Source organism: Microcoleus sp. Z1_B2 (assembly GCF_036700325.1).
Classification (GTDB): Bacteria; Cyanobacteriota; Cyanobacteriia; order Cyanobacteriales; family Microcoleaceae; genus Microcoleus.
Map to the genome: position 1 here is coordinate 1 of NZ_JAUBOQ010000067.1, position 22,012 is coordinate 22,012.

Annotated in this window: 20 protein-coding genes and 1 pseudogene; 7 read left to right on the forward strand and 14 right to left on the reverse strand. The window is 44.4% G+C overall.

The window, feature by feature from the left end; translation table 11 throughout:
• Positions 1-773, reverse strand: a pseudogene (locus QT984_RS27145) (IS630 family transposase); the annotation flags it as partial.
• 290 nt (positions 774-1,063) lie between these two features.
• Here QT984_RS27145 and QT984_RS27150 point away from each other — a divergent pair.
• On the forward strand, positions 1,064-1,864 hold the full coding sequence (locus QT984_RS27150; protein WP_333058556.1) for a hypothetical protein: 801 nt from the start codon (positions 1,064-1,066) through the stop codon (positions 1,862-1,864).
• Between the two features lies 1 nt (position 1,865).
• Here the strand turns inward: QT984_RS27150 and QT984_RS27155 are convergent, their stop codons facing one another.
• From QT984_RS27155 to acpP, 3 genes are all read right to left on the reverse strand, one after another.
• Complete coding sequence (locus tag QT984_RS27155) at positions 1,866-2,306, reverse strand: hypothetical protein (protein ID WP_333058557.1); 441 nt, start codon at positions 2,304-2,306, stop codon at positions 1,866-1,868.
• 117 nt (positions 2,307-2,423) lie between these two features.
• Positions 2,424-2,900, reverse strand: coding sequence for a hypothetical protein (locus QT984_RS27160; RefSeq protein WP_333058558.1), 477 nt, complete (start codon positions 2,898-2,900; stop codon positions 2,424-2,426).
• A gap of 183 nt (positions 2,901-3,083) precedes the next feature.
• Complete coding sequence (gene acpP, locus QT984_RS27165; RefSeq protein WP_333058560.1) at positions 3,084-3,314, reverse strand: acyl carrier protein; 231 nt, start codon at positions 3,312-3,314, stop codon at positions 3,084-3,086.
• Between the two features lie 1,441 nt (positions 3,315-4,755).
• Between acpP and QT984_RS27170 the strand changes: the two genes are divergently transcribed.
• Positions 4,756-7,359, forward strand: a complete 2,604-nt coding sequence (locus tag QT984_RS27170) for a dynamin family protein (protein WP_333375342.1) — start codon at positions 4,756-4,758, stop codon at positions 7,357-7,359.
• A 265-nt stretch (positions 7,360-7,624) separates the two neighbouring features.
• On the opposite strand, the gene aroF is transcribed toward QT984_RS27170, so the two are convergent.
• The 6 genes from aroF to QT984_RS27200 form a co-directional block, all read right to left on the reverse strand.
• Positions 7,625-8,686 (reverse strand): 3-deoxy-7-phosphoheptulonate synthase, encoded by a 1,062-nt coding sequence (gene aroF / locus QT984_RS27175; protein ID WP_333263888.1) that lies wholly within the window; start codon positions 8,684-8,686, stop codon positions 7,625-7,627.
• Positions 8,687-8,897: 211 nt separating this feature from the next.
• Positions 8,898-9,371: a PAM68 family protein gene (locus tag QT984_RS27180; protein WP_333058252.1), complete on the reverse strand. Its 474-nt coding sequence runs from the start codon at positions 9,369-9,371 to the stop codon at positions 8,898-8,900.
• A 95-nt stretch (positions 9,372-9,466) separates the two neighbouring features.
• Positions 9,467-9,736, reverse strand: a complete 270-nt coding sequence (rpsO, locus tag QT984_RS27185; protein WP_015174482.1) for a 30S ribosomal protein S15 — start codon at positions 9,734-9,736, stop codon at positions 9,467-9,469.
• A gap of 250 nt (positions 9,737-9,986) precedes the next feature.
• Entirely contained in the window at positions 9,987-10,610 is a 624-nt protein-coding gene (gene ruvA / locus QT984_RS27190; protein WP_333058253.1) for a Holliday junction branch migration protein RuvA, read from the reverse strand.
• Positions 10,611-10,941: 331 nt separating this feature from the next.
• The gene (locus QT984_RS27195; RefSeq protein ID WP_333058254.1) at positions 10,942-11,190 is read right to left on the reverse strand and encodes a type II toxin-antitoxin system RelN family antitoxin; all 249 of its coding nucleotides are present in this window, start codon (positions 11,188-11,190) and stop codon (positions 10,942-10,944) included.
• A gap of 234 nt (positions 11,191-11,424) precedes the next feature.
• A complete protein-coding gene (locus tag QT984_RS27200; RefSeq protein ID WP_333058255.1) occupies positions 11,425-14,061 on the reverse strand; it encodes an AAA-like domain-containing protein in 2,637 nt (878 codons plus the stop codon).
• A gap of 1,076 nt (positions 14,062-15,137) precedes the next feature.
• Between QT984_RS27200 and QT984_RS27205 the strand changes: the two genes are divergently transcribed.
• Together QT984_RS27205 and QT984_RS27210 are read left to right on the forward strand one after the other, a co-directional pair.
• Positions 15,138-15,347: a hypothetical protein gene (locus QT984_RS27205; RefSeq protein ID WP_333058256.1), complete on the forward strand. Its 210-nt coding sequence runs from the start codon at positions 15,138-15,140 to the stop codon at positions 15,345-15,347.
• A 276-nt stretch (positions 15,348-15,623) separates the two neighbouring features.
• Positions 15,624-16,196 carry a hypothetical protein gene (locus tag QT984_RS27210; RefSeq protein WP_333058257.1) on the forward strand — a complete coding sequence of 191 codons (573 nt, stop codon included), beginning with the start codon at positions 15,624-15,626 and terminating at the stop codon, positions 16,194-16,196.
• Positions 16,197-16,235: 39 nt separating this feature from the next.
• On the opposite strand, the gene QT984_RS27215 is transcribed toward QT984_RS27210, so the two are convergent.
• Positions 16,236-16,433 (reverse strand): hypothetical protein, encoded by a 198-nt coding sequence (locus QT984_RS27215; protein ID WP_333212647.1) that lies wholly within the window; start codon positions 16,431-16,433, stop codon positions 16,236-16,238.
• Here QT984_RS27215 and QT984_RS27220 point away from each other — a divergent pair.
• The 3 genes from QT984_RS27220 (at position 16,432) to QT984_RS27230 (ending at position 19,340) form a co-directional block, all read left to right on the forward strand.
• Positions 16,432-17,148, forward strand: coding sequence for a GUN4 N-terminal ARM-like repeat domain-containing protein (locus tag QT984_RS27220; RefSeq protein ID WP_333212649.1), 717 nt, complete (start codon positions 16,432-16,434; stop codon positions 17,146-17,148). The two genes, QT984_RS27215 and QT984_RS27220, sit on opposite strands and share 2 nt — an antisense overlap.
• A gap of 356 nt (positions 17,149-17,504) precedes the next feature.
• Positions 17,505-18,065: a Uma2 family endonuclease gene (locus QT984_RS27225; protein ID WP_333212651.1), complete on the forward strand. Its 561-nt coding sequence runs from the start codon at positions 17,505-17,507 to the stop codon at positions 18,063-18,065.
• Positions 18,066-18,164: 99 nt separating this feature from the next.
• Positions 18,165-19,340, forward strand: a complete 1,176-nt coding sequence (locus QT984_RS27230; RefSeq protein WP_333058260.1) for a HEAT repeat domain-containing protein — start codon at positions 18,165-18,167, stop codon at positions 19,338-19,340.
• A gap of 18 nt (positions 19,341-19,358) precedes the next feature.
• Here QT984_RS27230 and QT984_RS27235 read toward each other — a convergent pair whose 3' ends face one another.
• The 3 genes from QT984_RS27235 to QT984_RS27245 form a co-directional block, all read right to left on the reverse strand.
• Entirely contained in the window at positions 19,359-20,078 is a 720-nt protein-coding gene (locus QT984_RS27235) for a DUF2786 domain-containing protein (protein WP_333058261.1), read from the reverse strand.
• A gap of 178 nt (positions 20,079-20,256) precedes the next feature.
• Positions 20,257-21,474: a DUF790 family protein gene (locus QT984_RS27240; protein ID WP_333212226.1), complete on the reverse strand. Its 1,218-nt coding sequence runs from the start codon at positions 21,472-21,474 to the stop codon at positions 20,257-20,259.
• Positions 21,475-21,489: 15 nt separating this feature from the next.
• Complete coding sequence (locus tag QT984_RS27245; protein WP_333058263.1) at positions 21,490-21,951, reverse strand: DUF3598 family protein; 462 nt, start codon at positions 21,949-21,951, stop codon at positions 21,490-21,492.
• Positions 21,952-22,012 lie beyond the last annotated feature (61 nt).

A 22,012-nucleotide genomic window follows, 5' to 3' on the forward strand; every position in this document is an offset into this window, starting at 1 on the left:
GCACTAAAATCATGCTCAATATCATTTAAGTCAGGAGAGTATTTTGGTAAAAATATTATCTGATGACCTGCCTCCTCCACCAGGAGCCTAATTGCTGTCTTACGATGAATCGGTGCATTATCCATGATTAATATTGATGGTATTGTTAAAGATGGCAATAAATATAAAGCTAACCACCCTTCAAAACTTTCTGCATTAAAGCGGACTGTAAAGACCATAGGTGCAATCAAGTCCTTGTTTCCTTTTCTTCTTCCTGCTACTAAATTTTCTCTTTTTCCGCGTTTTCCTTGTCTCTCCCCATATACTTTTCTCCCTTTTTTTGACCACGCATAAACACAAGCATGAAACTCTTCAAACCCTGACTCATCAATAAATACAAGGCTTTTACTCCCATGAGCTTTAATTAAATTTCTCAGTGTTTGGTAGTATTGTATTCTTTCTTCTCTATTCCTTTCTCTATAACGAAATTCTTTTTTTTTTCTCGTAATTTTCATTTTCTTTAAGGCATAGCATATGGCACTCGCTCTCACCCCGAATTTCCTTGCTCTTTCTATTAATCTTGCTTCGGGATTTTCTTCTACATCTTTTCTGAGCATTTCCCAGTCTATCTTTCGCTCACGGTGTTATACCTTAGTGGCTCGAAGGTCTTCCCTCCCTAGCCATCTGTATATTGTTGCTCTTCCTACTTTAAACAGGGCGGCGGCTTTGGTTATACCCCCTCCATTTTCCACATAATCCACTACTCTTTTTCTTAAATCTAGACTGTCTGCCATTTTTCGGCTCCGAGTTAACAATTTTTCTTGATTTTACATCATCTTGCATTTGTCTCACATTTATTTGAAATGACTATAAATTTAAAAATTTGCCCAAAAAAATGGTTTGATCCGCTATTGGTAGAGGCTTTGTGCGCAGTGTGCACCCTACAGACTCGATCGCACTTTTTAATTCTGACAATCACCCCGATCGAGCTTTGATGGTTTGGATTAAATAATTGTGCTACAAATGAACTATTCAACTTCGCGGCTAACCTAAAATGTTCACTCCGTCAGACAGAGTGCGGCTTATGAAGGAAATGCGGAAATCTCCAGAAGGAGACTTGCTGCCTAAATGGGAGGCGGCTTCGCAGTGGCTGTCTCGGTTTGAAGATAGCGATGATTGGTCGATCGCCCTGATGGACTGCGATCGCACTCCTTGCGTTACAATTGGTTTTGTTTTGGAGTGCGTGTGGCGATCGCACTGGGTGACATTTGATGAAGCAGACGGATATCAGCGCTTGCTGGCAGGATTTAACGAAATTCCCGAACCATTGCCCGCTGTTGGTACTCCCAAAAGTTACTCGCGGGGGGCGTGGGTTTTTGAAGCTCAACCGCGCCATCAACGCCGCCAAACGCTTGTTGAAAGGCGAGGCGGTAGAAATAAAAAATTTCGACAAAATGCACCTGCACCGCGCGTGGATTTGTCGCTAGCTGTCGGAGAATGTACGCCGCAGCAGTTGATGGAAGCGCTGATGATGCAAAATGGACGCTGGAATAATTTCGACCCGGAACCGATTTTAACCGATCTATATCAGAACAGAGATTTGTGGCTGAATTTTATGATGCTGCCGCTGATTGCGGAGGATGAAAATAGCGGTAGGCTTTACAGTAATTTGGGTTTATTGCTGCGAGATTTGGACGATCGCTGGCACGCTGATACGCTTTATATTTGGAGTAGGGATGATGATTGCGTTTACCCGCTGGTTGATTTTGGGAAGACTTGGATGGCGGATGATGTGCAAGTGATGGATCGCGATCGGGCATCTGTGTTTATTGGTTATGGGGGTTATGAAAATCCGCCGCCTGTTGTGGTTTACTGGTGGGATTAAATCACTTTTTTTCCCCATTACGACCCAAAAATTTAGCTGTTTTACGATCTAAAAACTTAGCCCCTGCTGATACAATCGTTTGGTCTTGTTCATGAGAATTGACATCTTCCTGTTTGTTTACTTCTTTCAATTTACGACCCAAAAATTTAGCTCCTCTACGACCGACAAACTTAGCTCCTGCTGATAAAATGCTTTGGTCTTGTTCCTGAGAATTGTTTGGGTTTTGGAGTTCTTGTTTGTCTCTCCCAAAACTAGCAATAAATTCAAAAGCTGGCATCAAGCCTACTAGCAATATTAGCACAACCAAAAATATGGGAATCAGCAATAATCCCAGCAATAGTACAACTCCCTTACCCTTCAGACTAACCAAGATGATGGTGATAATTTTCTCCCACCAAGAACAGCCCCAGCGTCCACAAAATTCTGCCAAAATTAGTTGCATTAGATTTTTACTCCTTAAACTGTATGTCCCTAAGTTTTTTGTTTTTACCGCGCTTTGTGCTTTCCTCAAAAGAAGAGCGATCGCACTTTGGTAGAAATAGCGATCGACCTGGTAAATTTAGCTAAGTATGAATCTATTTGGCAAAGAAGGCGGTGGTGGGGGAGACTGAGAATGTCGGGGCATATAGCTCGGTTTGGGACGACAAGCTTCTATAATTTCGTTACGAAACTGGTTGACTTTATCATTTTTTGTACAAAACAGAATGAGATTACTACTACTCGTGTAAATGGCAATATAACGCTGTTTTACAACAAAAGCCAACACAATGAAGATAATACCAATGAAGAATAAGCCGAGGGTTAGAATTCCGAGTCCGAGCAGCCACCAAGTACAGCCTTCCCCTATTTCAACTGCTTTGACATTTTGAATGGGAATGACAATTTCTTTGATTTCTAACCCAAAAAATGAAGTGAAATTTCCTTGTAAGGTGTCCCCAACAATTTTAAGAGTTCCTGTACCGCTGGTTCGGACGGGAACTGCACCGACTAATTGACCGGGAATTCCGCTGATTTGGGTAACTGATTTAGACTTCATTTTTTTTGATGTTTGTTGTAATAATGAAAATGACATTGGTCGTACAATTTTTGGTAGGGACATGGGCTTTGGCCGTGTCCTTACACCGATCGCTCTGGTGAGTTGGTATTACATGAAAGCTTGAAGTCTTTCTAGTGCTTTCTTCTGTTTAAGGAATTTGAACTTGGTTACTGTCTTTGCTTTTTAAACAGCAACTTTTTTGTAAATGTAATCAACAGCCTGTTGAACTGTTTCTATGTTCTCCGCAGCTTCATCGGGAATTTCAATGTCGAATTCCTCCTCAATGGCCATAATTAGCTCTACTGCATCGAGAGAATCTGCTCCTAAATCACTGGCAAAATTAGCGTTGATGGTGACTTGACTTGCCTCAAATTCTAGTTGCTTGGCAACAACGGCTTTGAGTTTTTCATAAATTTGGTGCTTAACCTTATCGCTTGGGAAAGATTCTGCAACAACGGTAGCAGTAGCAGTATTATTCGTAGTTTCATCAGAATCTAATTCTAATTCCTCTTCGGATTCATCCCGGACTTTGAAGTACCAAAATAGATTAGCCACAGCCAAATCAGAGGCTTTTTCCAAATTCGACGATACTAAACTTGTATGACCCCCTAGTTCCCCTTGTTCAATGATATAATCTTCATACTCTTCACGTCGCTGCCGATCGAGCATCCATTCCAGTTGAGTGCGAAGCGCGTAAAAATGAGACTTCGGCTTCAAATTTTCATAAAATAACTGTTCATCTGGGATTGCTAAAGCTGTTGCGGCTGAGTTTTTCTCCACCTTAACAGCAGAGTCAGATTTACTAAAATCAGCACTTTGCAACTGTTTTAATTCACTTGGCGGTAAAGCTTTCATCCATTCAATCTGATTTTGCCAAGTCTCTAATAAAACTAAATCGCGATCGTGAATGCACGTAATTTCAGGAAAAAGAAAGTCAAGCTCTTCGTCTGAGTCACAACAGTGTATAATACCGAGGCTATCTTGACGGATTTGTTGTTGAAGTTGAGAAATACGATCGCCCGCAGCCCCATACTCATTTTGCACCTGATAAGTCGCAATAATACTTTGTTCGATCGTCCAACTGCACTCTAACCGCCGCAACTGTCCCGCCGCACAGGTTTCTGACAACAACTGCGGATTTCTGTAATCAGCTAAAGCCTCAAACAACATCCCTCGCGCTGCATCAATTTCAGCATTGCGGCGGTTGATATCTTGCAGTTGCAAAGCCGATCGCATTCGTTGAATTGCTTGATTAAATAACCCGTAAGCCCGCACTAAGACTAGGCGATGGTTCTCAAATTTTATATCTGCAACCACTTCGGAAATTAATTGCTTAATTTCGGCGCCTTGGCCTTTCAAAAGTTGTTCTAAATTGATGAAACCATTTTCTACTTTAACTTCCAGCCTTTCTACTGCTTTTTTTAGTTTCAAAGTCTGGTGCAAATTCACCGCCGACAAGGCTACCCCAGCAGCAACTCCCACGCCAATGACGGCTGTTGTCGCTTGCAGCACGCCCAAACTGGTTTGGACGGCTTGAAAGCCCATGTGGTTTTGGTACATCTGCAAGCCTCCCATTGCAAGCTGCACGGGAGACACTAACGGCGATAGGGGGCTGTTGTTGACCACCGCGCCAACGGCGTGGGCCGCAAACTCTCCCGTTGCTGCATCTCTCGCCATGCCGATCGGCACTCCAGCCGATGTAAACACTTGTACGTACTTGCCAGCCTCGATCGCAGCCTGTACCGCCGGGGGAAATACAAAGTTCATCATCAATTTCTACCGTGTTACCAATCCACAGAATAACTAATATATTATGCTAGTTTAAATAAAAAAAAATTATCAATAGGCCCTGCAAATGCACACTTCGCTAATTAGTCCTCAAACAGTTGAGCTTGTTTCGCGGCTGACCGGGCAAAACCTCCGAAAAGAGGATATTACTCCGCCTGTGCTTTTCCTGGCGGGGCTGGTGACGGTATTGCTGGGAGTCATTCATGCCGACGGTACGGTAAGTGCTGAGGAAACACAGCGATTGCGGACAATTTTTACGGAACTTATTCCCGCTAACAACAGTTTGCGCCAATTCGTAATGCCGATGGTTAAGAGCGTGCGGGAACAGCAAGTTTACAAGAAATTGACGGCGTTGCTGGCGCTCACATCGTGCTTTTCCGAGGAGGAAAAACTGCTGTTAATTAGTTTTGGGTATCAAATGTCGGCGGCAGATGGGACAATAGATGAACGAGAAAAACAGTATTTGACCATCATTGCCGATCGACTCGGAGTTAATGCGCGATTTTTGAGTGTTTTGGAAGCGAGTTTTAGCAATCAAGCCATCAGCGATACAGCAGCTTTAGCAGAAGTCCACTCGTTACTCGATCCAGCGCAATTTCAATCTCTCGATTCTATGTTTGTCCGTGCTGCCAGTCACATTATCGAACATTTACCAGCCAAACCGAAACACAAAACAAATCAAAAGCAATCAGTTTCATCCTATCAGGAGTTGAAAAAATTTCAGGAGTATCGGCAACAACTGAATGCTCTTTGTGAAAAACTAGGCTTAACTCTGCAAAATGGAATCGATCGCAACGTGCTATCTCCTACTTTAGCAGAAGAAGTAACGAAAGTATCTCAGAGATTGCAATCTCCATGTTTTCGCGTTGCTGTTGTCGGCGAATTTAGTAAAGGTAAATCAACCTTACTAAATGCTTTACTTGGTGAGGAAATCCAACCAGTGCGCGATATTCCCTGTAGCGGTAATGTGACTATTTTGAAATATGGTTCGCAGCGCCGGGTTATTTGTCGCTACCACAATGGACGGGAGGAAGAAATTTCACCTGCACAATATCAAGAGAAAGCTTCGATTTCGGAACAAGCGGCTTATGGTTCCTATGCCGATGAAATTGCCAAGTCGGAAATTGCCGAAATCGTTTTTGAACATCCCGAATTAGAGTTGTGCCGCAATGGGGTAGAAATTATTGATTCTCCTGGGTTGAACGAACAAGCCGAACGCACATTAGTCACCCAACAGGTTCTCAAAACAACTGATGCGGTTATTTTCTTAACTCATGCTCAAAATGCTTTAACGGAGAAAGAGCGGGAACTGCTTTTGTACTTGAAAAAAGAACTAAATTATGGTAATAAGGAAGGCGCGAGTAATATTTTTATGGTAGTTAATTTTTTCGATTTACTGCGGCGGGAAGAGAGTCGCCAGCAGGTACGAAAAAGGGTGGAAACAATTGTTACAAGTCAAAATTTGATTGCTGGTGAAAATCGGATTCATTTTATTTCTGCTCAATCTGCATTAGAAGCGATTTTAGCAGGCAATGAAAATGATGATTATCTAAAATCTTTTCAGGGTTTTACTGATTCGATTGAGAAATTTCTGACTGTTGAACGGGGGGCGATCGCACTTCAGCAATCAGCCGCCGGAATTAAGCAAATTATTAATACTGGCTGCGATGAATTGACTCAATATAGGAAAATATTAGAAGGAAAATTGACAGTTTCTCAAGGAGATAAGGCGAAGATTTTTGAACAAATGGCGGAAGTAAGCGGCCGCGATGTGAAAATCAAACTTTTAGCTAATGAACTGAGGGAGGAATCTGTAGAAGAAGCTATTGAATCTTGGAATGAATGGGTGGAAGGATTGGGAGAACGCCTGATGGCAAAAAGTCATCGCTGGACTTCCGAACACGGACACATCATGAGTCAAGACAAGTTGACTAAAGATTATGCAGATCAATTTGTACGAGACATCACCGAAGAAATTGATGACTGGGGCAATCAAAAAGTACAGTCTATTTTAAAACAAAATATGGGAGTGCTAGACAGCCAAATCGGTGAAGATATTGATGCAATACGGCAAGAATTTCAACAGTTTGACCAGCAACTCAGCACTAGCCTTGTCGCTCAATTCAATAACTTAGCAACAGCAGGTAGCTTAGGCGGATTTGGCGCAAGTGGAAGGGGAATTGCTTCCTCAATTAACCCAAATATCGGTAGTGATGAAAGCTTAGGCGTTGGTTTGGGTCTCGGTGCATTAGTAGGTGCTGGGTTGCTATTTTTTACAGGACTTGGTTTTATAGGAGTTATTTTGGGTGGCTTAGCTGCTGGCGCTGGTGGCGGTTTTGGCTTTAGTTTTTTAGATGGCGATGCTGTTAAAGATCAGATTAAGCAAAAAGTTTGCGAGTTAGGCGTTGAGAAATTTGACGAATCTGCCCAGTCTATTTTTGAGAAGGTACAAGAAAGAATTATTACAGTATTTGACGATCGCGCTGATGCGAATAGCGGTGCGATGTCAAAAGCGATCTCGCTGTGGGAAAATTTATTAGAACAGCAGGAAAAGCGCGATCGAGAGCAAGCAGATTGCGAGGCCCAAAAAGTTTGGCTGGCTGACAAACGCCGAGAACTCGAACAAGTAAAAAATCAAATTGAGGCTATTTTAAATCAGAGCGATCGCTAATTCAATGAATAATATCATGTCCAATCGATCGACCGCGATTTTCGTAGGGGCCCGTTAGCCAACAATACCAGCCAATAATTGACAATCTCAAAAACCCGCCCCGGCCGGGATATTATGGTTAATCGATCGGATTCGATCTAACGGGTAAGTCATACCCAAGGAGAGGGGCGGGTTTCCAGAATCTCGGCTTTGTGTTGCAAATTAGGGCGAACCCGCCCCTACAGGAATTACGGTTAATTGACCGGACATTATATTACTGGTGTTTCTATGCCAAAACTGGCACGGGCTGCGGCCAACGGTTCATGACTTTACCAATCACCGCCAATTCTTCCATCAACTTGTCGAACTGATCCGGTGTTAAAGATTGCGGCCCGTCAGACAAAGCTTTTTTCGGATTCGGGTGCACTTCAATCATCAGCGAATCAGTACCAGAGGCGATCGAAGCAAAGGCCATCGAGGGTACAAACTGCGCCCAACCGGTGCCGTGACTGGGGTCAACCATAATCGGTAAGTGAGTCAGAGTCCGCAATACTGGTACTGCCGACAAATCGAGGGTATTGCGTGTATATTGCCTGTCATACCCGCGAATTCCGCGCTCGCACAAAATCACGTTCGGATTCCCAGAAGCCATGATATACTCAGCAGCCATCAACCATTCTTCAATGGTGGCGGAGATGCCGCGCTTCAGCAAAACTGGTTTGTCTTGAGCTCCGACTTTCTTCAACAGTGAGAAATTCTGCATATTTCTCGCCCCGACTTGTACCACGTCGGCTACTTCCACGATCGCACTTAAGTCGGCCGCATCCATAACTTCTGTGATAATTCCCAAACCGCTAGCTTCCCGCGCCGCCGCTAGCAATCCCAAAGCACTCTCGCCGTGGCCTTGGAAAGCATAGGGGGAAGTTCTCGGTTTGTACGCGCCACCACGGAGAAAATGAGCTCCAGCAGCTTTGACGCGCATTGCCGTTTCGACAATCATTTCTTCGTTTTCGACTGAGCAAGGGCCTGCTACGATCGCGATCGGGTGATGCAAGCCGATCGTTACAGTTCCTAAAGGAGTAGCAACCGTTACTTCGCTGGGTTCTCCTTGGCGATATTCCAGAGAAGCGCGTTTGTAGGGTTTTTCCACGCGCAGAACTTCTTCAATCCAGGTGCTCATTTCGCGCAGTTGCATCGGTTCGAGCTCAACTGTGTCGCCCACCAAACCCATCACGGTTTTGTAACGGCCGACGATTTTTTCTGGTATCAAACCCCAGCTAGTGCGGAGCTCTTCGTCGATGCGATCGATCTCGGCTTCTGGAGTGCCGGCTTTCATTACTATAATCATATTTTTTTTGCCTGTTTAGTTGGGCTAGAAACGGATGATGACTCTGATGCACTGAGAAAATAGATGCAATGGCGATCGAGAATCTATTTATATCAGTATTATTAGCATTGTTGTGGGGCGGGTTCTTGTTCCCTCCCCAAAAACAAATTCTAGATGGTTAACATTTTAGTTGTTAGCTAATGACTAATGACTAATAACTAATAACTAATGACTAACTTTTTGGCTTCGCGGCGCGCCACGCTTCTCGCATCCGTCCAAAATTGGTATTAAATTCTTCCCACCCCAGAGTGCTTCCTGAAACTTCTTCATCCCAGGAAGCTGAGAGGACTCCGTAGCTTAATCCCAGAACGCCTAGACCAAAACAGCCCATGCTTACCAGCAATACTGCTGTGTTGGGCAAATCAAACAAGCCTTTGCTGACTATCAAATAGCTGACAAAAAATGTGGAAATTCCCAGGATTGTCGGTATGCCGCAGAATACCGCTATGCGAGATATCATGCGTTGGCTGACTACTTCTGGGATGGATTGCGCCTGTTTTCCGGTTTTGTTAGCTTTCGGCTGCTTGTCGGCAGAATCCGACTCTAAGGCTATGCTTGCTTGGGGTTCTGGGGGCTTTTTAGGCGTTTTTTTACGATTTGTTGCCGGTTCAAAGGGCAAGCGCTTGCGGGGTGGTTCGGAGGACATATTTTATCTCTGACCTGAAATCTCGAACATTTTTCAATAAGTCTTGGTGTTTGTCCAAGATTAAAGAATATTGTCGCAAATTTTGGCTTTGGTGTTTAGCCGCGAATGCCTAGACGGGCAATCAATGCTTTGTAGCGATCGGCATTTTGCTTTTGGATGTATGCCAGCAGGCGCTTGCGGCGGCTGATCATCATCATCAAACCGCGCCGGGAGGCGAAGTCTTTTTGGTTGATTTTCAGGTGGGCGCTGAGTTTGGTGATGCGATCGGTCAGCATGGCGACTTGGACATCTGCTGAACCGGTATCGGTTTCATGGGTTTGGAAGTCGCCCATGATTTCTTGTTTGCGCTGTTGTGTAAGAGCCATGAATTGATTTTAGTTTTTTTTGTACGATTGTCACAATCTCCTATGTTATCACAGGGGAAGCATAATAACGATAAAATTTTTGCTAAGGATGGGTTTGTTTTTTGAGCAGAATAGACTTGAATTGCAAACATACTTAGGACGGGCGGGACGCCCATCCCACAGGAAAAAAAATTGTGGGATGGGCGTCCCGCCCGTCCAGGGTTTTTATTCCCGGCGGCTAGATATTGTAGGGGATTATCATTGTAGGCGATTATCGGCTCAAATAGGCGATCGCCTCACGTATCCAATCATCCGCATCACCTTTGGTGGACAAAGTGCTGTCTTGACTGAGGGTTTGCAGCGCTTGCAAGACTTCAGCCGCAGTGTATCCCATCGCCAGCAGGATCATCTCGACTTCTTCTTGAATAGCTGGGGGGACTCCGGCGGCGACTGAAGTTGTCAAACCTGCTTGCTGTCTCCATTCCGAGAGTTTGCTTTTGAGTTCCAGGGCGAGACGTTCTGCGGTTTTTGTACCGACGCCCGGTGTTTTGGCGAGGATGCGGGTGTTACCGCCGACGATCGCCTGGACTAAATCTTGCAATCCTAAAGTATCAAGAAGTGCGATCGCCAGTTGAGCACCCACACCGCTGACACTCGTCAACTGCCGAAACAAATCGCGTTCTGCCGCGCTGCCAAAACCGTACAATACGATTTGGTCTTCCTTAACTTGCTGGTGGGTAAAAATTTGGGCGACTTCGCCGGATGCTGGCAATTGACCGGTCACGCGGGGCAAAATTTGGATTTCATAGCCGATGTGATTGACTTCGAGAGTCAATATGACGCGGTTGCTGCCTTTGGCGATATCGGCTACTGTGCCTTTGAGATAGCTAATCATAGAATTAATAATACACCGCTATTCGTTTTCGTCAAACTCTGCGATGATGCTGCGGATTTCGTTGAGGCTGATATCTGTTCGATCTGACATCTTGCACCATTCTCAATTAGCCTTTTAGGAACAGGCTTTCCGGCCTGTTCCACAAGAAAATCTACTTTTTGTGGAACGGGCATCTTGCCCGTCCTTGAGAATAGTGCAAGATGTGAGTTTGATCGGATTTTGAGTAAATGGTTAACAAAAGTACGATCGACGGCTATTGAACTTGATTGAGCGTGTGATCGTCTAAAATCTAAAATCTAAAATCTAAAATCTAAAATCTAAAATCTAAAATCTAAAATCGATCGATGCCCTCCCACATTTGAGAAAGAGGTATTCGCTGTCGGGTTTTAGCTTCCTGGAATGCCCTTTTGAGACTAGCTTTTACTTCTGCAACTGGAGTATCGTCGGGGTCGTCTTCAGCTTCATCTGTAGGTTCGGGAAGAAGAACGATGATTCGCACGCGGCCGGGAGTTTCTGCGGTTAAAGGTCGATCGAGCAATAATTGACCGAAAGCATCCAGGATACAAGCCCCCGGATTCATTCCGAAAGCAGACTCAGGACCGGTGAAATAAACAACCTGTATCCGATGAAACTTGCCGAACGTATTTATCTCGCGCAAGTCAATGCTAAAATCTAAAATCTAAAATCTAAAATCTAAAATCGATTGACCTTTTTCGTCGATCGTTCCTGTGACTTCAAAGGCTTTCATTTGTTGGTCCTGGATTTTTTTTAATTAATACTATTATATAACCCTGTTCGAGCGATTTTGTTATTCTTAAGCCAAAATAAGCTGCTGTTTAACCAAAGACAAATCCGTCTTACCAAAATTCACAACCAAAGCCACATTGAAATTTTCCAAGGATTTGACAAACCACATAATTTCATTAGAAGCTTTACCTTCATAGTGATTAAACAAAATAGAAAATCGCTTTTCCAACTCAGGTTTGACTTTGCCCGAAAGCAGTACAAGTTTCATGAGTAAACCCATTGTCCTGCTGGCGCCGAGGTTGTACACCAAATCGTAAAAAACGTAGTGGCTGGGATGTTGAGAATTTTCCACTACTAAGAAGTTGAACAACTGGTGGCAAGTACGAACTAACAATGGATTATTGAATTTCACCGAGTCATTTTCTCGCAATGTATTTTTGATTTGTTTGTACAAACGGTCATTAAATTGACGCCCCCCGTATTCTGGTTCTACCGACGATATTAAATATTCATATAAATCCACTTTAAATGAGGCGTAAGATGGAGTTTTTCTGGAATCTCTCAGGAAAAATTGAGCCGCTTCTTTGTAGCTGCGATCGCCTGCTACTTTTCCGGCAAATTCCCTGACCGCTAAGTGCAGTTCTGCATCGTTCAAAAGTGTGGGATTAGCCGCTCGCTGTACAATTCCTATTTCTGTATTTCTCGGCTCAACCATATAATTCAAATATTTAGACAAATGTGTTTCAAATTGTCGCTGTCTTTGAAATGCCAGTTTTTGGATGGTTTGTTGGTCTTCCTCAATGCTGTCCTTGCTCAGTAGAGAATAGCCGTACAAATAAGGATACCGACATATCAATTCGCCCAAAGGAAAATCTGTATCTTGTTGCTGCTGTTCCGCATCTCTATCTAAGGCTTTTACTAAGCGCTCTATAGTCTGGAATTCTTCACTTTTATTAAAAAATTTTATTTGTTCTTGTAAGCGCTTGACTATGTAAAATTCCATCCCGAATCGGGGAGAAGTCTGCTTAAATAAAGATACCAACTTGGCGATCGCGAACTGATTTTGTGATTGCAATTGCCAGCGGTTGATGGGGATGTAGCAGCAGCGGTGGAGCAGATATTTAAAGTCCTGATCCGATCGCTTGACGGAGACTATACTATACAAAGTTGCTTCAATCTCTCGATCGGGATAGCCCATGCCGTCGATAAATAGCTTTCGGAACCGCTCGATCACCTGTGCGGGGGATTCTGTTTCCACGCAGGAGACGATGTGATCGTACAATCTCTGTTCGTTGCTGCCAGTTGGAATACTATCTGAGGGCGGGGTGAGGATGGGGCTGTCTGCATCTGTGTCTATGCTGCTGTCTGCAACTTGTGCGACAACGACTGTGGGTTTTTCCCCAAAAGTTCGATCGGGATTCAAGAACCAATAGTGTTCTTGGCTTAATTGTTTGTCCTCCGCCCAATCCAAAGCTGACTGCAAACTTTCCCCTGTCAATAACAGTGATTCATCTTCGCGGTCTGAAGCCAGCCATGCTGCTAGGGCCAAGCGGTAAGGAGCCAATTTTCCCAGCTCTTTTTCCACCCAGAACTGATTAAAAACTGACTGATAAATTAGGTTGGAAACTATTAATTTACCCTCAAATTTAACAACCAGTCCTGACAGTTGCAATTCGAGTTTTTCGGGAGAGTAATCTGCTGGTACTCCCTGGGATTCTCCCGGTTTTGTTGCCTTGGGCGGTTGCAAAGCTTGCTGGTACAGCGTTAACAGCCGCGTGAGGTCGCAGTGGTTATGGAAAATGCGATCGCGTATAGGTATCAAATGTTGGGGTTCGTCTTCTTCTTCCCAATTTTTAATAATTCTGTGTTTGACCAGTTTTTCAACCTGCTGAGCTTCCGAATTTCTGCCAATAAAAGGCCCGTATTCAAGTACCAAGTGGCAAACTTTTTGAGTTAGAAACGGTTGCCCGCCCGTCCAAGCTAATATTTCTTGGAGGACTTTTTGGGGGCGAAAAGCTTTCAGGGCTAATCCTTTTGCTAGCGGCAAACTTTCCTGCAGTTGGAATCGACTTAAATGAATTTGCCGTCCAACATTAAAAGGGTTGCATCTTGGATCTCGGATCAATTCTGAGGGGGCTGCTACTCCCATAACAGCAAAAGTCAGGCGATCGTATTCCGGTTGCTCTGCCCGCTTGGAGTAACAAGCCCGGATCAAAGCAAAAAAATCCTTGGTACTAAAATTTAGGCGGCTGATGCTGTCAATGTCATCTAGAAAAATTACCAGATTTTGCTGAAGTGACTTGAGCAAAACTTTTTCGATAAATATCTCCAATCGCTGCACCGGCGGCAGCAGTTCGCGATCGTTCCACCACTTGATGGCATCAAACCTGTTTGTGATGTGTAAACTGCTTGCCATGCGGTACATGATTCCGCCATACCACTTTTGGGGGGAGATATCTGGGCTGCTGATGCTTCTCAAGTTGATGGCGGCAAAAACTGTACCTTCGGCTTGCAACCTTTTGGCCGTTTGCACTAGCAGGCTGGACTTTCCCATTTGTGGCGAACTCAACACGTAGCAGAAGTCTCCGGCTTTGAGTCCTTCGTAGAGCTCGCTGTCTGCCGATCGCCTGACATAGGTGGGCGCACCGGCAGGCAAATAGCCTCCAACTTGATATTGGTACGTTGAGTTGACGGATGCTGTCATCTGGGAATTCATCAAGATTTTACGCCCCTATGCTGTGCGATCGAAAGGTTACAAATTGGAGTTATGGCCCGCTGATACCATTTTAGATTTTAGATTTTAGATTTTAGATTGGGCAATGACTTATTCAATAAGGGTTTGGAGTTTGCCTGTTGCATTTGGATTGTTTTTTTTTTATCGGCCTTACTATGGTGGAAAATTTTTTGTTCTTCTTTCTCTATTGTCTACTAGGTCAGCTTTCTTCTCGTCAATCTTTACCGTATCTTTGCAAGCGTTCGCCCCAAATCCTATGATCGGCGCAATTGTACCCCGCCACTTGATTTTTTACACTCGTTCACATAATTGATGAATTTTGACTCGATCGGATTGAAAACGCTAAAACGCCGTTTTTTTCACATTTTTTTTACAATAATACTTTAAAATTAACCCGGTGGTATGATGTTGGCAGGGAAACTCATAACCACAGCGCCGTCAACCTTCTGCCTTCAGTTGCGCTTGCCGAATGCTGGAGGAAAAGACAGAGCAATGGCTGCCAATAAAAAACCCCAGCGTTTGGCTGAGGACTGCTTGAGTGGGAGATATCGTTAATCTGCGTTTTTTTAGTTGACTTAGATTGCATGGAATTCCATGCTGCTGACTTTCCCCGGGCTTTCGCGTTCGGGGATTCCTAAGAACAAACTTTTCAGGATGCCTCCACAAAAAGTTTAATTCTTAAAGGCGTGGTCAGAAACTGGCTAACCACTCGCTCAACTCTAAAAGTTAAGTCTGTGGCTAATTGTAGAAGATGCGCCCTGATGGCTTAACTACCCGATGGATTAGCACCCTGATGGCATAACTCCCTGATGGATCGACGCCCTGATGGCTTTCGCTCCACTACCCAAAAGATTCGGGTTGGTGGATGATCGTGGACATTAGTAACACGTCACTTCTGGCGTTTCCGATCGCAAGCGGGTGTGCCTGTCTGAATTGATTATGGCAGGCAGATTTATCAGAAGACAAGTGGGCTATTGCATCAACCCATTTCTGACAGATCGGGTGAGCCAAAAAGTGTCAATCTACGCAAATCAGGGTCATCGAACATGAAAAACAGCATCTTAGTATTAGGGGTAATTGCCTCGGCTGGCTTCGGCTTTTTCCAGGCAGGCAGCGCCAGCGCTTCAGCGATCGCCACACAACCTTCATCAGCCAGTAGTTTGACGGCTTGGGAGAGTCGTCCTGACTTTAACTACACTGGAACGAATGAGGATGGGGACCAAGAAGAGGTAAAAACGGGTAAAGGCAGGAAATAATAATTGGCGCCCGGAGTGTGGTTCGCTCTGATGCGGTTGTGGTTGTAGTTGTGGTGCTTGTTGTCCCAACCGCCTCTGATCGAGGTAGTTAAAACTCGATCCCAAGATCAGTCTACCTAATCCCAGGGGTGGTAATCAGTTTCAGAGAACGGTGGATGGGAAAATAAACAGGTAAGGCGAGTCTGTTGGTGGAGTTTCCCCGCCTATCAACTTCCTTACCTTCTGATGTTCGGGATTTGGATCTGGCACAATCGTATTTCATCTCGTAAAAACCCAATGGAAAATACTCTCGAAACTACCCGCAGACAGCGCGTATTGACAAGAACCCAGGAACGGCGTCAGGCGACACCCAAAGAAAAACAGTTGATTCACCTGCTAGCCAATATGGCTTGCAGCTTGATTAAATACGACTACAAACACGCAGCGGGCAAGGGTACTCTCCCGCCTTCGGAAAGCAAGCGTTTAGCGGAATGGCACTACCTGCGAGTTCAGCAAATTCGCCGGATAGAACGTTCATTGGAGCCCGTAGCAACCCTTAAGCGCGTGTACTACAAGAGCATCCTCAGTCCGAGGGATCTGAAGTCTTTGAAACTGCTGTGGCTGGAGGAGGACAAAAACCGTGTCAAACGGGTCGATCCTGACTTGGACGACATCCTCAGCGAAGCTTTGGATCGGGGAGATACTTTAAAACAGCTATTTCACTCGATCGAAGTCAAAGAACGCACCTTTTCTGCAACTCCTAGCCCAGGCGCCGTGCCGCTTTGGGTCAAAGAGTGGGAAGACTCGGAATATGACATAAACTTTTTTCCGCCTTCCTTCCCTGCATGGGTTTCAATCGTGGACGACTAGGTTCAAAAAAACTCTTTGGTATGGCATCGATCGTAAATTTCAGATGGTAGACTTATTTGCGATTGCTGACATTGGCGAAAAGTGTGCGATCGGGCGATCGGCTAAACCAGGCGGTGTGGCGCGCAGGCATCCGAGTACAGAGAAGTGAATCGGAGTCAGTACCATTGTACAATGGGGGAAAACCAGGGCTTCAGCTAATAGCTGATAGCTGATAGCTGATAGCTGATAGTTTCTCATGACTGACTCGATTTCTACTTCTCCTCTAGACTCGGCGGCCGATACAGCCGAACTCCGCTCTCAGTTGAGGTCGGGTTCGGAAAAAGCTCAACTGCAACTGCTGCAACAACAAATAGCAGATTCCGGTTGGGATGTATTGATGGAATTTTTATTAGAGCGCAAGTCAGAGGCACCGACTGCGGTAATGGGTAAGGCTTACCAAATTCTTTACAGTGCTAATTCTCCGAGAGCGACGGAGTTTTTGCAAGCGAATTTTCCGACTGGGGTTGTGCCGCTGCGATCGGACTCTAACATTGATTACACTCCGCTGCAACAATTATTGGCGTTACAGGAATTTCAAGAAGCCGATCGCTTGACTTTAGACAAGCTTTGTGAATTGGCTGGTGAAACAGCTTCTGTGAGAAAGTGGCTGTATTTTACGCAAGTTGAGAGCTTGCCGGTAACGGATTTGCAAACAATTAATACGCTGTGGAAAGTTCATTCCGAAGGCAAATTCGGCTTTTCGGTGCAGCGGGAAATTTGGCTGAGTTCGGGCAAGAATTGGGATAAATTGTGGCCGCTAATTGGCTGGAAGAAGGGGAATAATTGGACGCGATACCCGCAAGAGTTTATTTGGGATTTGAGCGCGCCTAGGGGTCATTTGCCGCTGTCGAATCAGTTGCGGGGAGTGCAGCCGTTTGCAGCTTTGATGGCTCATCCTGCTTGGTTGAAGTGAATGGTTTTGGGGCTTTTGGAGAATGCGGGGCGGGCTGGATAGCCGGCCCCGCTATGGTTTTTGGGGAATTGGGATTTTGATTTCTGAGGCGCAGAAATTCACAGAAATTCACAGGCGGGATGCCTGTTCCACTTTTGGCGTAGAGGGAGAAGGGCGATCGTACTTCTAGGAATGTTGGGAAATTTTGTATAATTGATATTTGATATCATGTCTGGTCGATTACCCTGATTCCGTAGGGGCGGGTTCACCAATAATATTTGCCAAAAACGGACAATCTCACAAACCCGCCCCGGCCAATGTATTATGGGTGAGCGATCGGACATGATAGGAGTTAATTAGCGAGAGGGCTGGGAGTCATGGTAGGCATCGGAACCAAACTCACTTTAGCAGAATTTCTAGCTTTGCCCGACGGAGATATATATTGTGAGTTTGTAGATGGTGAAGCAGTCCCCAAAGTGTCTCCAAAATATTTTCATTCGACTTTACAGTTTACTTTGTGTCGCCTGATTCGTGTATGGTGTAAAGGACGCGGGCGAGTGCTTCCAGAATGGGCAATTTTGTTAAAACGTCAGGATAAAGATTGGGCACCTGTTCCCGATTTAATGTACATTTCTTATGAACGTCTGCCGAAAAGTTGGCGGCGAAATGAAGCTTGTCCCGCAATTCCTGAACTGGTGATTGAGATTATATCGCCCGATCAAAGTATGAAGGAATTTGAAGAGAAGGCGAAAGATTATTTGGCGGCGGGCGTTCCGCGAGTTTGGGTGATAGATCCAGAGGCTATTTTAATTAAAAGTTTTTTGACCGATGGTTCTAGTCAAGTTTATACGGATAATACACTAATTTTGGATGAGTTGCTGCCTGGTTTGGAGTTGACGATTAGACAGATTTTTGAAGAGGCGGAGTTGATTGATTGATTGAGGGCGATCGTACTCTGTGCAAGATATCAGTCGTAGGGTGCGTGACAACGGGAAAACTTTGAAGGAGCGGCGGTGGGTTCCATTTGAAAGAAAGTTATGACTTCAGAATTAACCGACGCCTTAAAGCGAATCTTAAGCTGGATAGAGCGACACGAGCCCTGGTTGATTGAGTATCTATACCCTGGCTTATCAAAAGATGAGATAGATAACTTAGTAAGAGATTTACCAATCCAATTTTCTCCTGAACTCTATGAACTCTATCAGTGGAGAAATGGTGCAGTAGAAGGAGATGAGTGGAAGGAAACAGCTTGGATATTTCATAGTTGGACTTTTAGACCTCTACAAGAAATCGTTGCAGAGCTTGGCCAGGATATCTTCACACATCAAACTATCCAAACAGATAACATAGCCGATGTAGATATAATTAAGCCTTATTGGGAAAGTTTTAAGTATTTAAATATTTTTTATCACATTTTATGGGAAGATAAGGGGTGCGTTTTAATTAATAACATACTAAATTTTTGTCCGATAATTTTTCAGCGACTTGAAGAAGGAGAGTTAACTTTACTTGAAAAGTATACAAGTTTAACCAGTATGATGCTAACCATCGCAGAATGTTATGAAGCAGGAACTTACTTCATAGGGGATTATATTTCTCGCCACCCTGAAAAAGAATATCAAATTTGGCGTAAATATAATTCTCAGATTATAGAATTTGCTCTACAAGCTATTCAGCAAGGCTCTTTGTGTGGTCGGTTTTTTACATATTTCTCCAACGACCTAATCGAATTTAAAGATCCAAGAACTGTGGAGCCTCTAATCCAAGGGTTGCAATTACTCAATCATCAGAATGCAGAGCGATTGAACCAGCAGAATAACGATCCATTTCTCTATTACGATCCCAAAGAAGAGGTAGCCAGAATTTTGGGAGATTTAGGTGATGCTAGAGCTGTGCCTGTTCTAATTGCCACTCTCAAAGACGATTGTCATAATAATTGGGATTACGCAACTAAAGTCAGTGCAGCAAAGGCTCTGGGTCAGATCAAAGATAAACGAGCAACTTACTCTCTCATTGAAGCTTTGCAAGATAACCAGGATGAAGTTCGACAGATGGCAGTTTGGGCGTTAGGTGAAATAGGGGATTTAAGAGCAGTAGACTCCCTAATTGATGCTTTGCGAGATAGTGATTATAGGGTAAAACAAGCGGCAAATGAAGCCTGGGATAAACTGGCTGCAAAATTTCCTGAGCTTGACGAACAAATTCCCTTTTAATGCTAACTATACATAAACTCAAAGACATTCATTAAGTTGTTTCAGATCCCCTTGCGGCTGCACTTGCTTGTGCAAACTAATTTTGTCGCCCACTTCATACCCCGAATTAAAACCCGCCGCGCTACTGACTTGAGAATCTGTTCTCGTTCTAATTTTAACCCCTCGGCCCTCTAGATAATCCGCGATCGCCAGTTGATTTTTCTCAAACATCGATCGCACTACAATCGCTGGAGTCGCCGCCGCATCCCCGGAACCCGGAATCCCTGAGTTTTCCATCTCCTGTTTTTGTTCCAACAATCTTTGTCTCAACCTCGTCGCGCATCCAACCCGAAAAGCATTCAGATACGCCAACCCTCTGCCATTTCCTTTGCGGTATTTAGCCCTTTTTTCAATCGCAGAGCTCAAATACTCGTACAGATGTTTGCAAACAATCAGGTTGGTAGAAGTTCCCACCAAAAACATACTGCCATTATAAGTGTTTCGCATGGCAGTGCAACCGTTAGCGTCGGCAATTCCCGAAAGCAGCATCATTTTCCAAGTGACAAATTTGGATGTTGTTTCAACTGAGTCTTCGTCAATCTCTTCTTGGTGATTTGGCCCTAAATCGGCGAGACTGAGATTGTACTGTGCCAGTAACAGGGAAGCTTTTTCGGCTGCCGCAGTGGATTCGTTTTCATTTGATGAGGTGGCGAGGGCTAACAGCTTTTTGATTCTTTCGACAATACTTGTGTCTGCCATTTTTCTATCGGTTTTAGGGTGAGAGTATGCGGTGGCAAGGATTTGGGTGAATTCCTATTTTAGTATAGCTGGGAATGTGGGAGGTTTTTTGAGGAGGATTTTTTTGAACCGCAGAGGGCGCAGAGGGCGCAGAGAGAGAGAAAGAAAGAAAGATGTTTGCAACTGATGCGCGGATTGGTTACTCTTCGAGGACTTCCAGGACTGATTTGGGCAACAATTTATCTTTAAACCAGACTACTTTTGCTGGCACTTCATTTACATTCACTCCGGCTTTTTCTAAATTCAGCCGTTCGGAAATAGCTAAAATTAAGTTATCGCATTCAGACTTCTGTACTTGTGCAAATTTCTTTTGCAAATACTCCGGCCGCCAATAGCCAACTATTTCTAATAAAAATACTCGCCCGTCGGGATGCACTAACCGAAAGTCGGGAATCATCACACTACCTGGAATCGGAATTAAATCTACTTCTCGCTCTAGTTGCCACTCGGTTTTTGTGGAATTCCATCTTTCAGCAAATGCTGCTTCTAACATACTATCATAAGGCTTGCCAGGGGGATAGTGGCTGACTAAACCGCAGTCGGAATTTAGGGTAAATTTACCTGTTTTCAAAACGCCACTAAAAGGATCTTTTGTGTGCAGTGTGGAGTGCATACTCCATTTGGTGACGTGCAGCAGTGCGGGCAGCATTTTCGCCAGGGCTAAGCCGTAGCGGGTGCTGGGTTTGAATAAGCTTGTAGGGCCGTCTATTGTCAGTGTAAAACCGTGGTCGGCATCGCCTTCGATGTAAGTCATTAATTGAAATAGTTTCAGATAGCGAAATAAGAGTTTGTATTCTCCTGGATCGTTGCGGTGGGCGGTTAATTGGACTTGACTTGCTCGGTAAAATATGCCTTGAACTTGAGAAAGATTGTATTTGTGAAGCAAGTTTTCGGGTGTTGGTGCATTAAACTCAGTGAGGATTTTGTTTTCGTTTAAATCGGCGTATAAACCTGTAGTGATTTCGTGAGGAAAAACTTCTCTGTTTAACTCTTGGCTGAGTTCACTTGCTACTTTTTCCAGGGTTAATTGGGTGGATTGAGGGCTGGGAGTCGATCGCGCGGACAAGGCAAAAACCCGCTGTCTCAACTCTGAGGGTTCTAGGGGACTGATGACTTCCAAGGTGCAGAAACCGCCTTTCAGCAGGTGCGCTAATCCCCGTTTCAGCCGATAATCGGGGCTGTCGCCTTCTAATTCTAGCAAGCGTCCGTCGAGTTCGCCTTGGGTTTTGCCGATCGACTCTTGGAAGCAGTCGATCATTTCCGTTGCAGCTTCTAAGTTTTTAGCATCTATCTTGAGGCGGAGAGGGATGATTGATTCTCCGTTTTGGCGGTGACTTAATAAATCAGTTGGTAACATACGCAGTAAAAACTTTTACTCAATTCTTTGTTCAACAATCACCATAACTCCCCTAAGTTTTCCCTCTTCTGTCAAGCTTTGGGTAGTCCGAATTCGCCGATCGGAACTGACAAGATGGATGGTTTCAACAGCCCTCATAAAGCCAGTTGCTTTGTCCCATACTTGAAAAATTATCAAATCATCTCCAACTTCTGTCGCTAGTGTATTGTAGTTGGAAAAAACTGAGTCCAGACCTTCAATTTGCACTTGTCCTTCGCCGACAACATAACCCACAAACTTTTGGGTTTCACTCTGACCATTGGCATAAGTTTGAAGGTTAGTTTGCCTCCACTCGTTATCAACTATTTTCTGGGTAACAACTGCTGTAAAACGCCTGGTTTCTTTGCAGTCGGCATCGAGTATTGTCCAGTCTCCCTCCCAAACTCCTGTATGTTTGGGGAAAATTTTAAAGTTAGTTAGTTGTGCAGTTTCGCTCATTTTTATGTAAGGTGACTTAGTTAATAGTGAGATTATACACTAATTGGGCAATTTTCAATTT

Excerpts from the sequence above, each read along its gene's own strand:
- rpsO (WP_015174482.1), bottom strand. The coding sequence starts at position 9,736 with ATGGCTCTTACACAACAGCGCAAACAAGAAATCATGGGCGACTTCCAA.
- QT984_RS27150 (WP_333058556.1), top strand. The coding sequence starts at position 1,064 with ATGAAGGAAATGCGGAAATCTCCAGAAGGAGACTTGCTGCCTAAATGG.
- ruvA (WP_333058253.1), bottom strand. The coding sequence starts at position 10,610 with ATGATTAGCTATCTCAAAGGCACAGTAGCCGATATCGCCAAAGGCAGC.
- QT984_RS27180 (WP_333058252.1), bottom strand. The coding sequence starts at position 9,371 with ATGTCCTCCGAACCACCCCGCAAGCGCTTGCCCTTTGAACCGGCAACA.
- QT984_RS27210 (WP_333058257.1), top strand. The coding sequence starts at position 15,624 with ATGGAAAATACTCTCGAAACTACCCGCAGACAGCGCGTATTGACAAGA.
- QT984_RS27200 (WP_333058255.1), bottom strand. The coding sequence starts at position 14,061 with ATGACAGCATCCGTCAACTCAACGTACCAATATCAAGTTGGAGGCTAT.
- QT984_RS27195 (WP_333058254.1), bottom strand. The coding sequence starts at position 11,190 with ATGAATCCGGGGGCTTGTATCCTGGATGCTTTCGGTCAATTATTGCTC.
- QT984_RS27205 (WP_333058256.1), top strand. The coding sequence starts at position 15,138 with ATGAAAAACAGCATCTTAGTATTAGGGGTAATTGCCTCGGCTGGCTTC.
- QT984_RS27215 (WP_333212647.1), bottom strand. The coding sequence starts at position 16,433 with ATGAGAAACTATCAGCTATCAGCTATCAGCTATCAGCTATTAGCTGAA.
- QT984_RS27170 (WP_333375342.1), top strand. The coding sequence starts at position 4,756 with ATGCACACTTCGCTAATTAGTCCTCAAACAGTTGAGCTTGTTTCGCGG.
- QT984_RS27240 (WP_333212226.1), bottom strand. The coding sequence starts at position 21,474 with ATGTTACCAACTGATTTATTAAGTCACCGCCAAAACGGAGAATCAATC.
- QT984_RS27160 (WP_333058558.1), bottom strand. The coding sequence starts at position 2,900 with ATGAAGTCTAAATCAGTTACCCAAATCAGCGGAATTCCCGGTCAATTA.
- QT984_RS27225 (WP_333212651.1), top strand. The coding sequence starts at position 17,505 with ATGGTAGGCATCGGAACCAAACTCACTTTAGCAGAATTTCTAGCTTTG.
- QT984_RS27230 (WP_333058260.1), top strand. The coding sequence starts at position 18,165 with ATGACTTCAGAATTAACCGACGCCTTAAAGCGAATCTTAAGCTGGATA.
- QT984_RS27155 (WP_333058557.1), bottom strand. The coding sequence starts at position 2,306 with ATGCAACTAATTTTGGCAGAATTTTGTGGACGCTGGGGCTGTTCTTGG.
- aroF (WP_333263888.1), bottom strand. The coding sequence starts at position 8,686 with ATGATTATAGTAATGAAAGCCGGCACTCCAGAAGCCGAGATCGATCGC.
- QT984_RS27235 (WP_333058261.1), bottom strand. The coding sequence starts at position 20,078 with ATGGCAGACACAAGTATTGTCGAAAGAATCAAAAAGCTGTTAGCCCTC.
- QT984_RS27245 (WP_333058263.1), bottom strand. The coding sequence starts at position 21,951 with ATGAGCGAAACTGCACAACTAACTAACTTTAAAATTTTCCCCAAACAT.
- QT984_RS27220 (WP_333212649.1), top strand. The coding sequence starts at position 16,432 with ATGACTGACTCGATTTCTACTTCTCCTCTAGACTCGGCGGCCGATACA.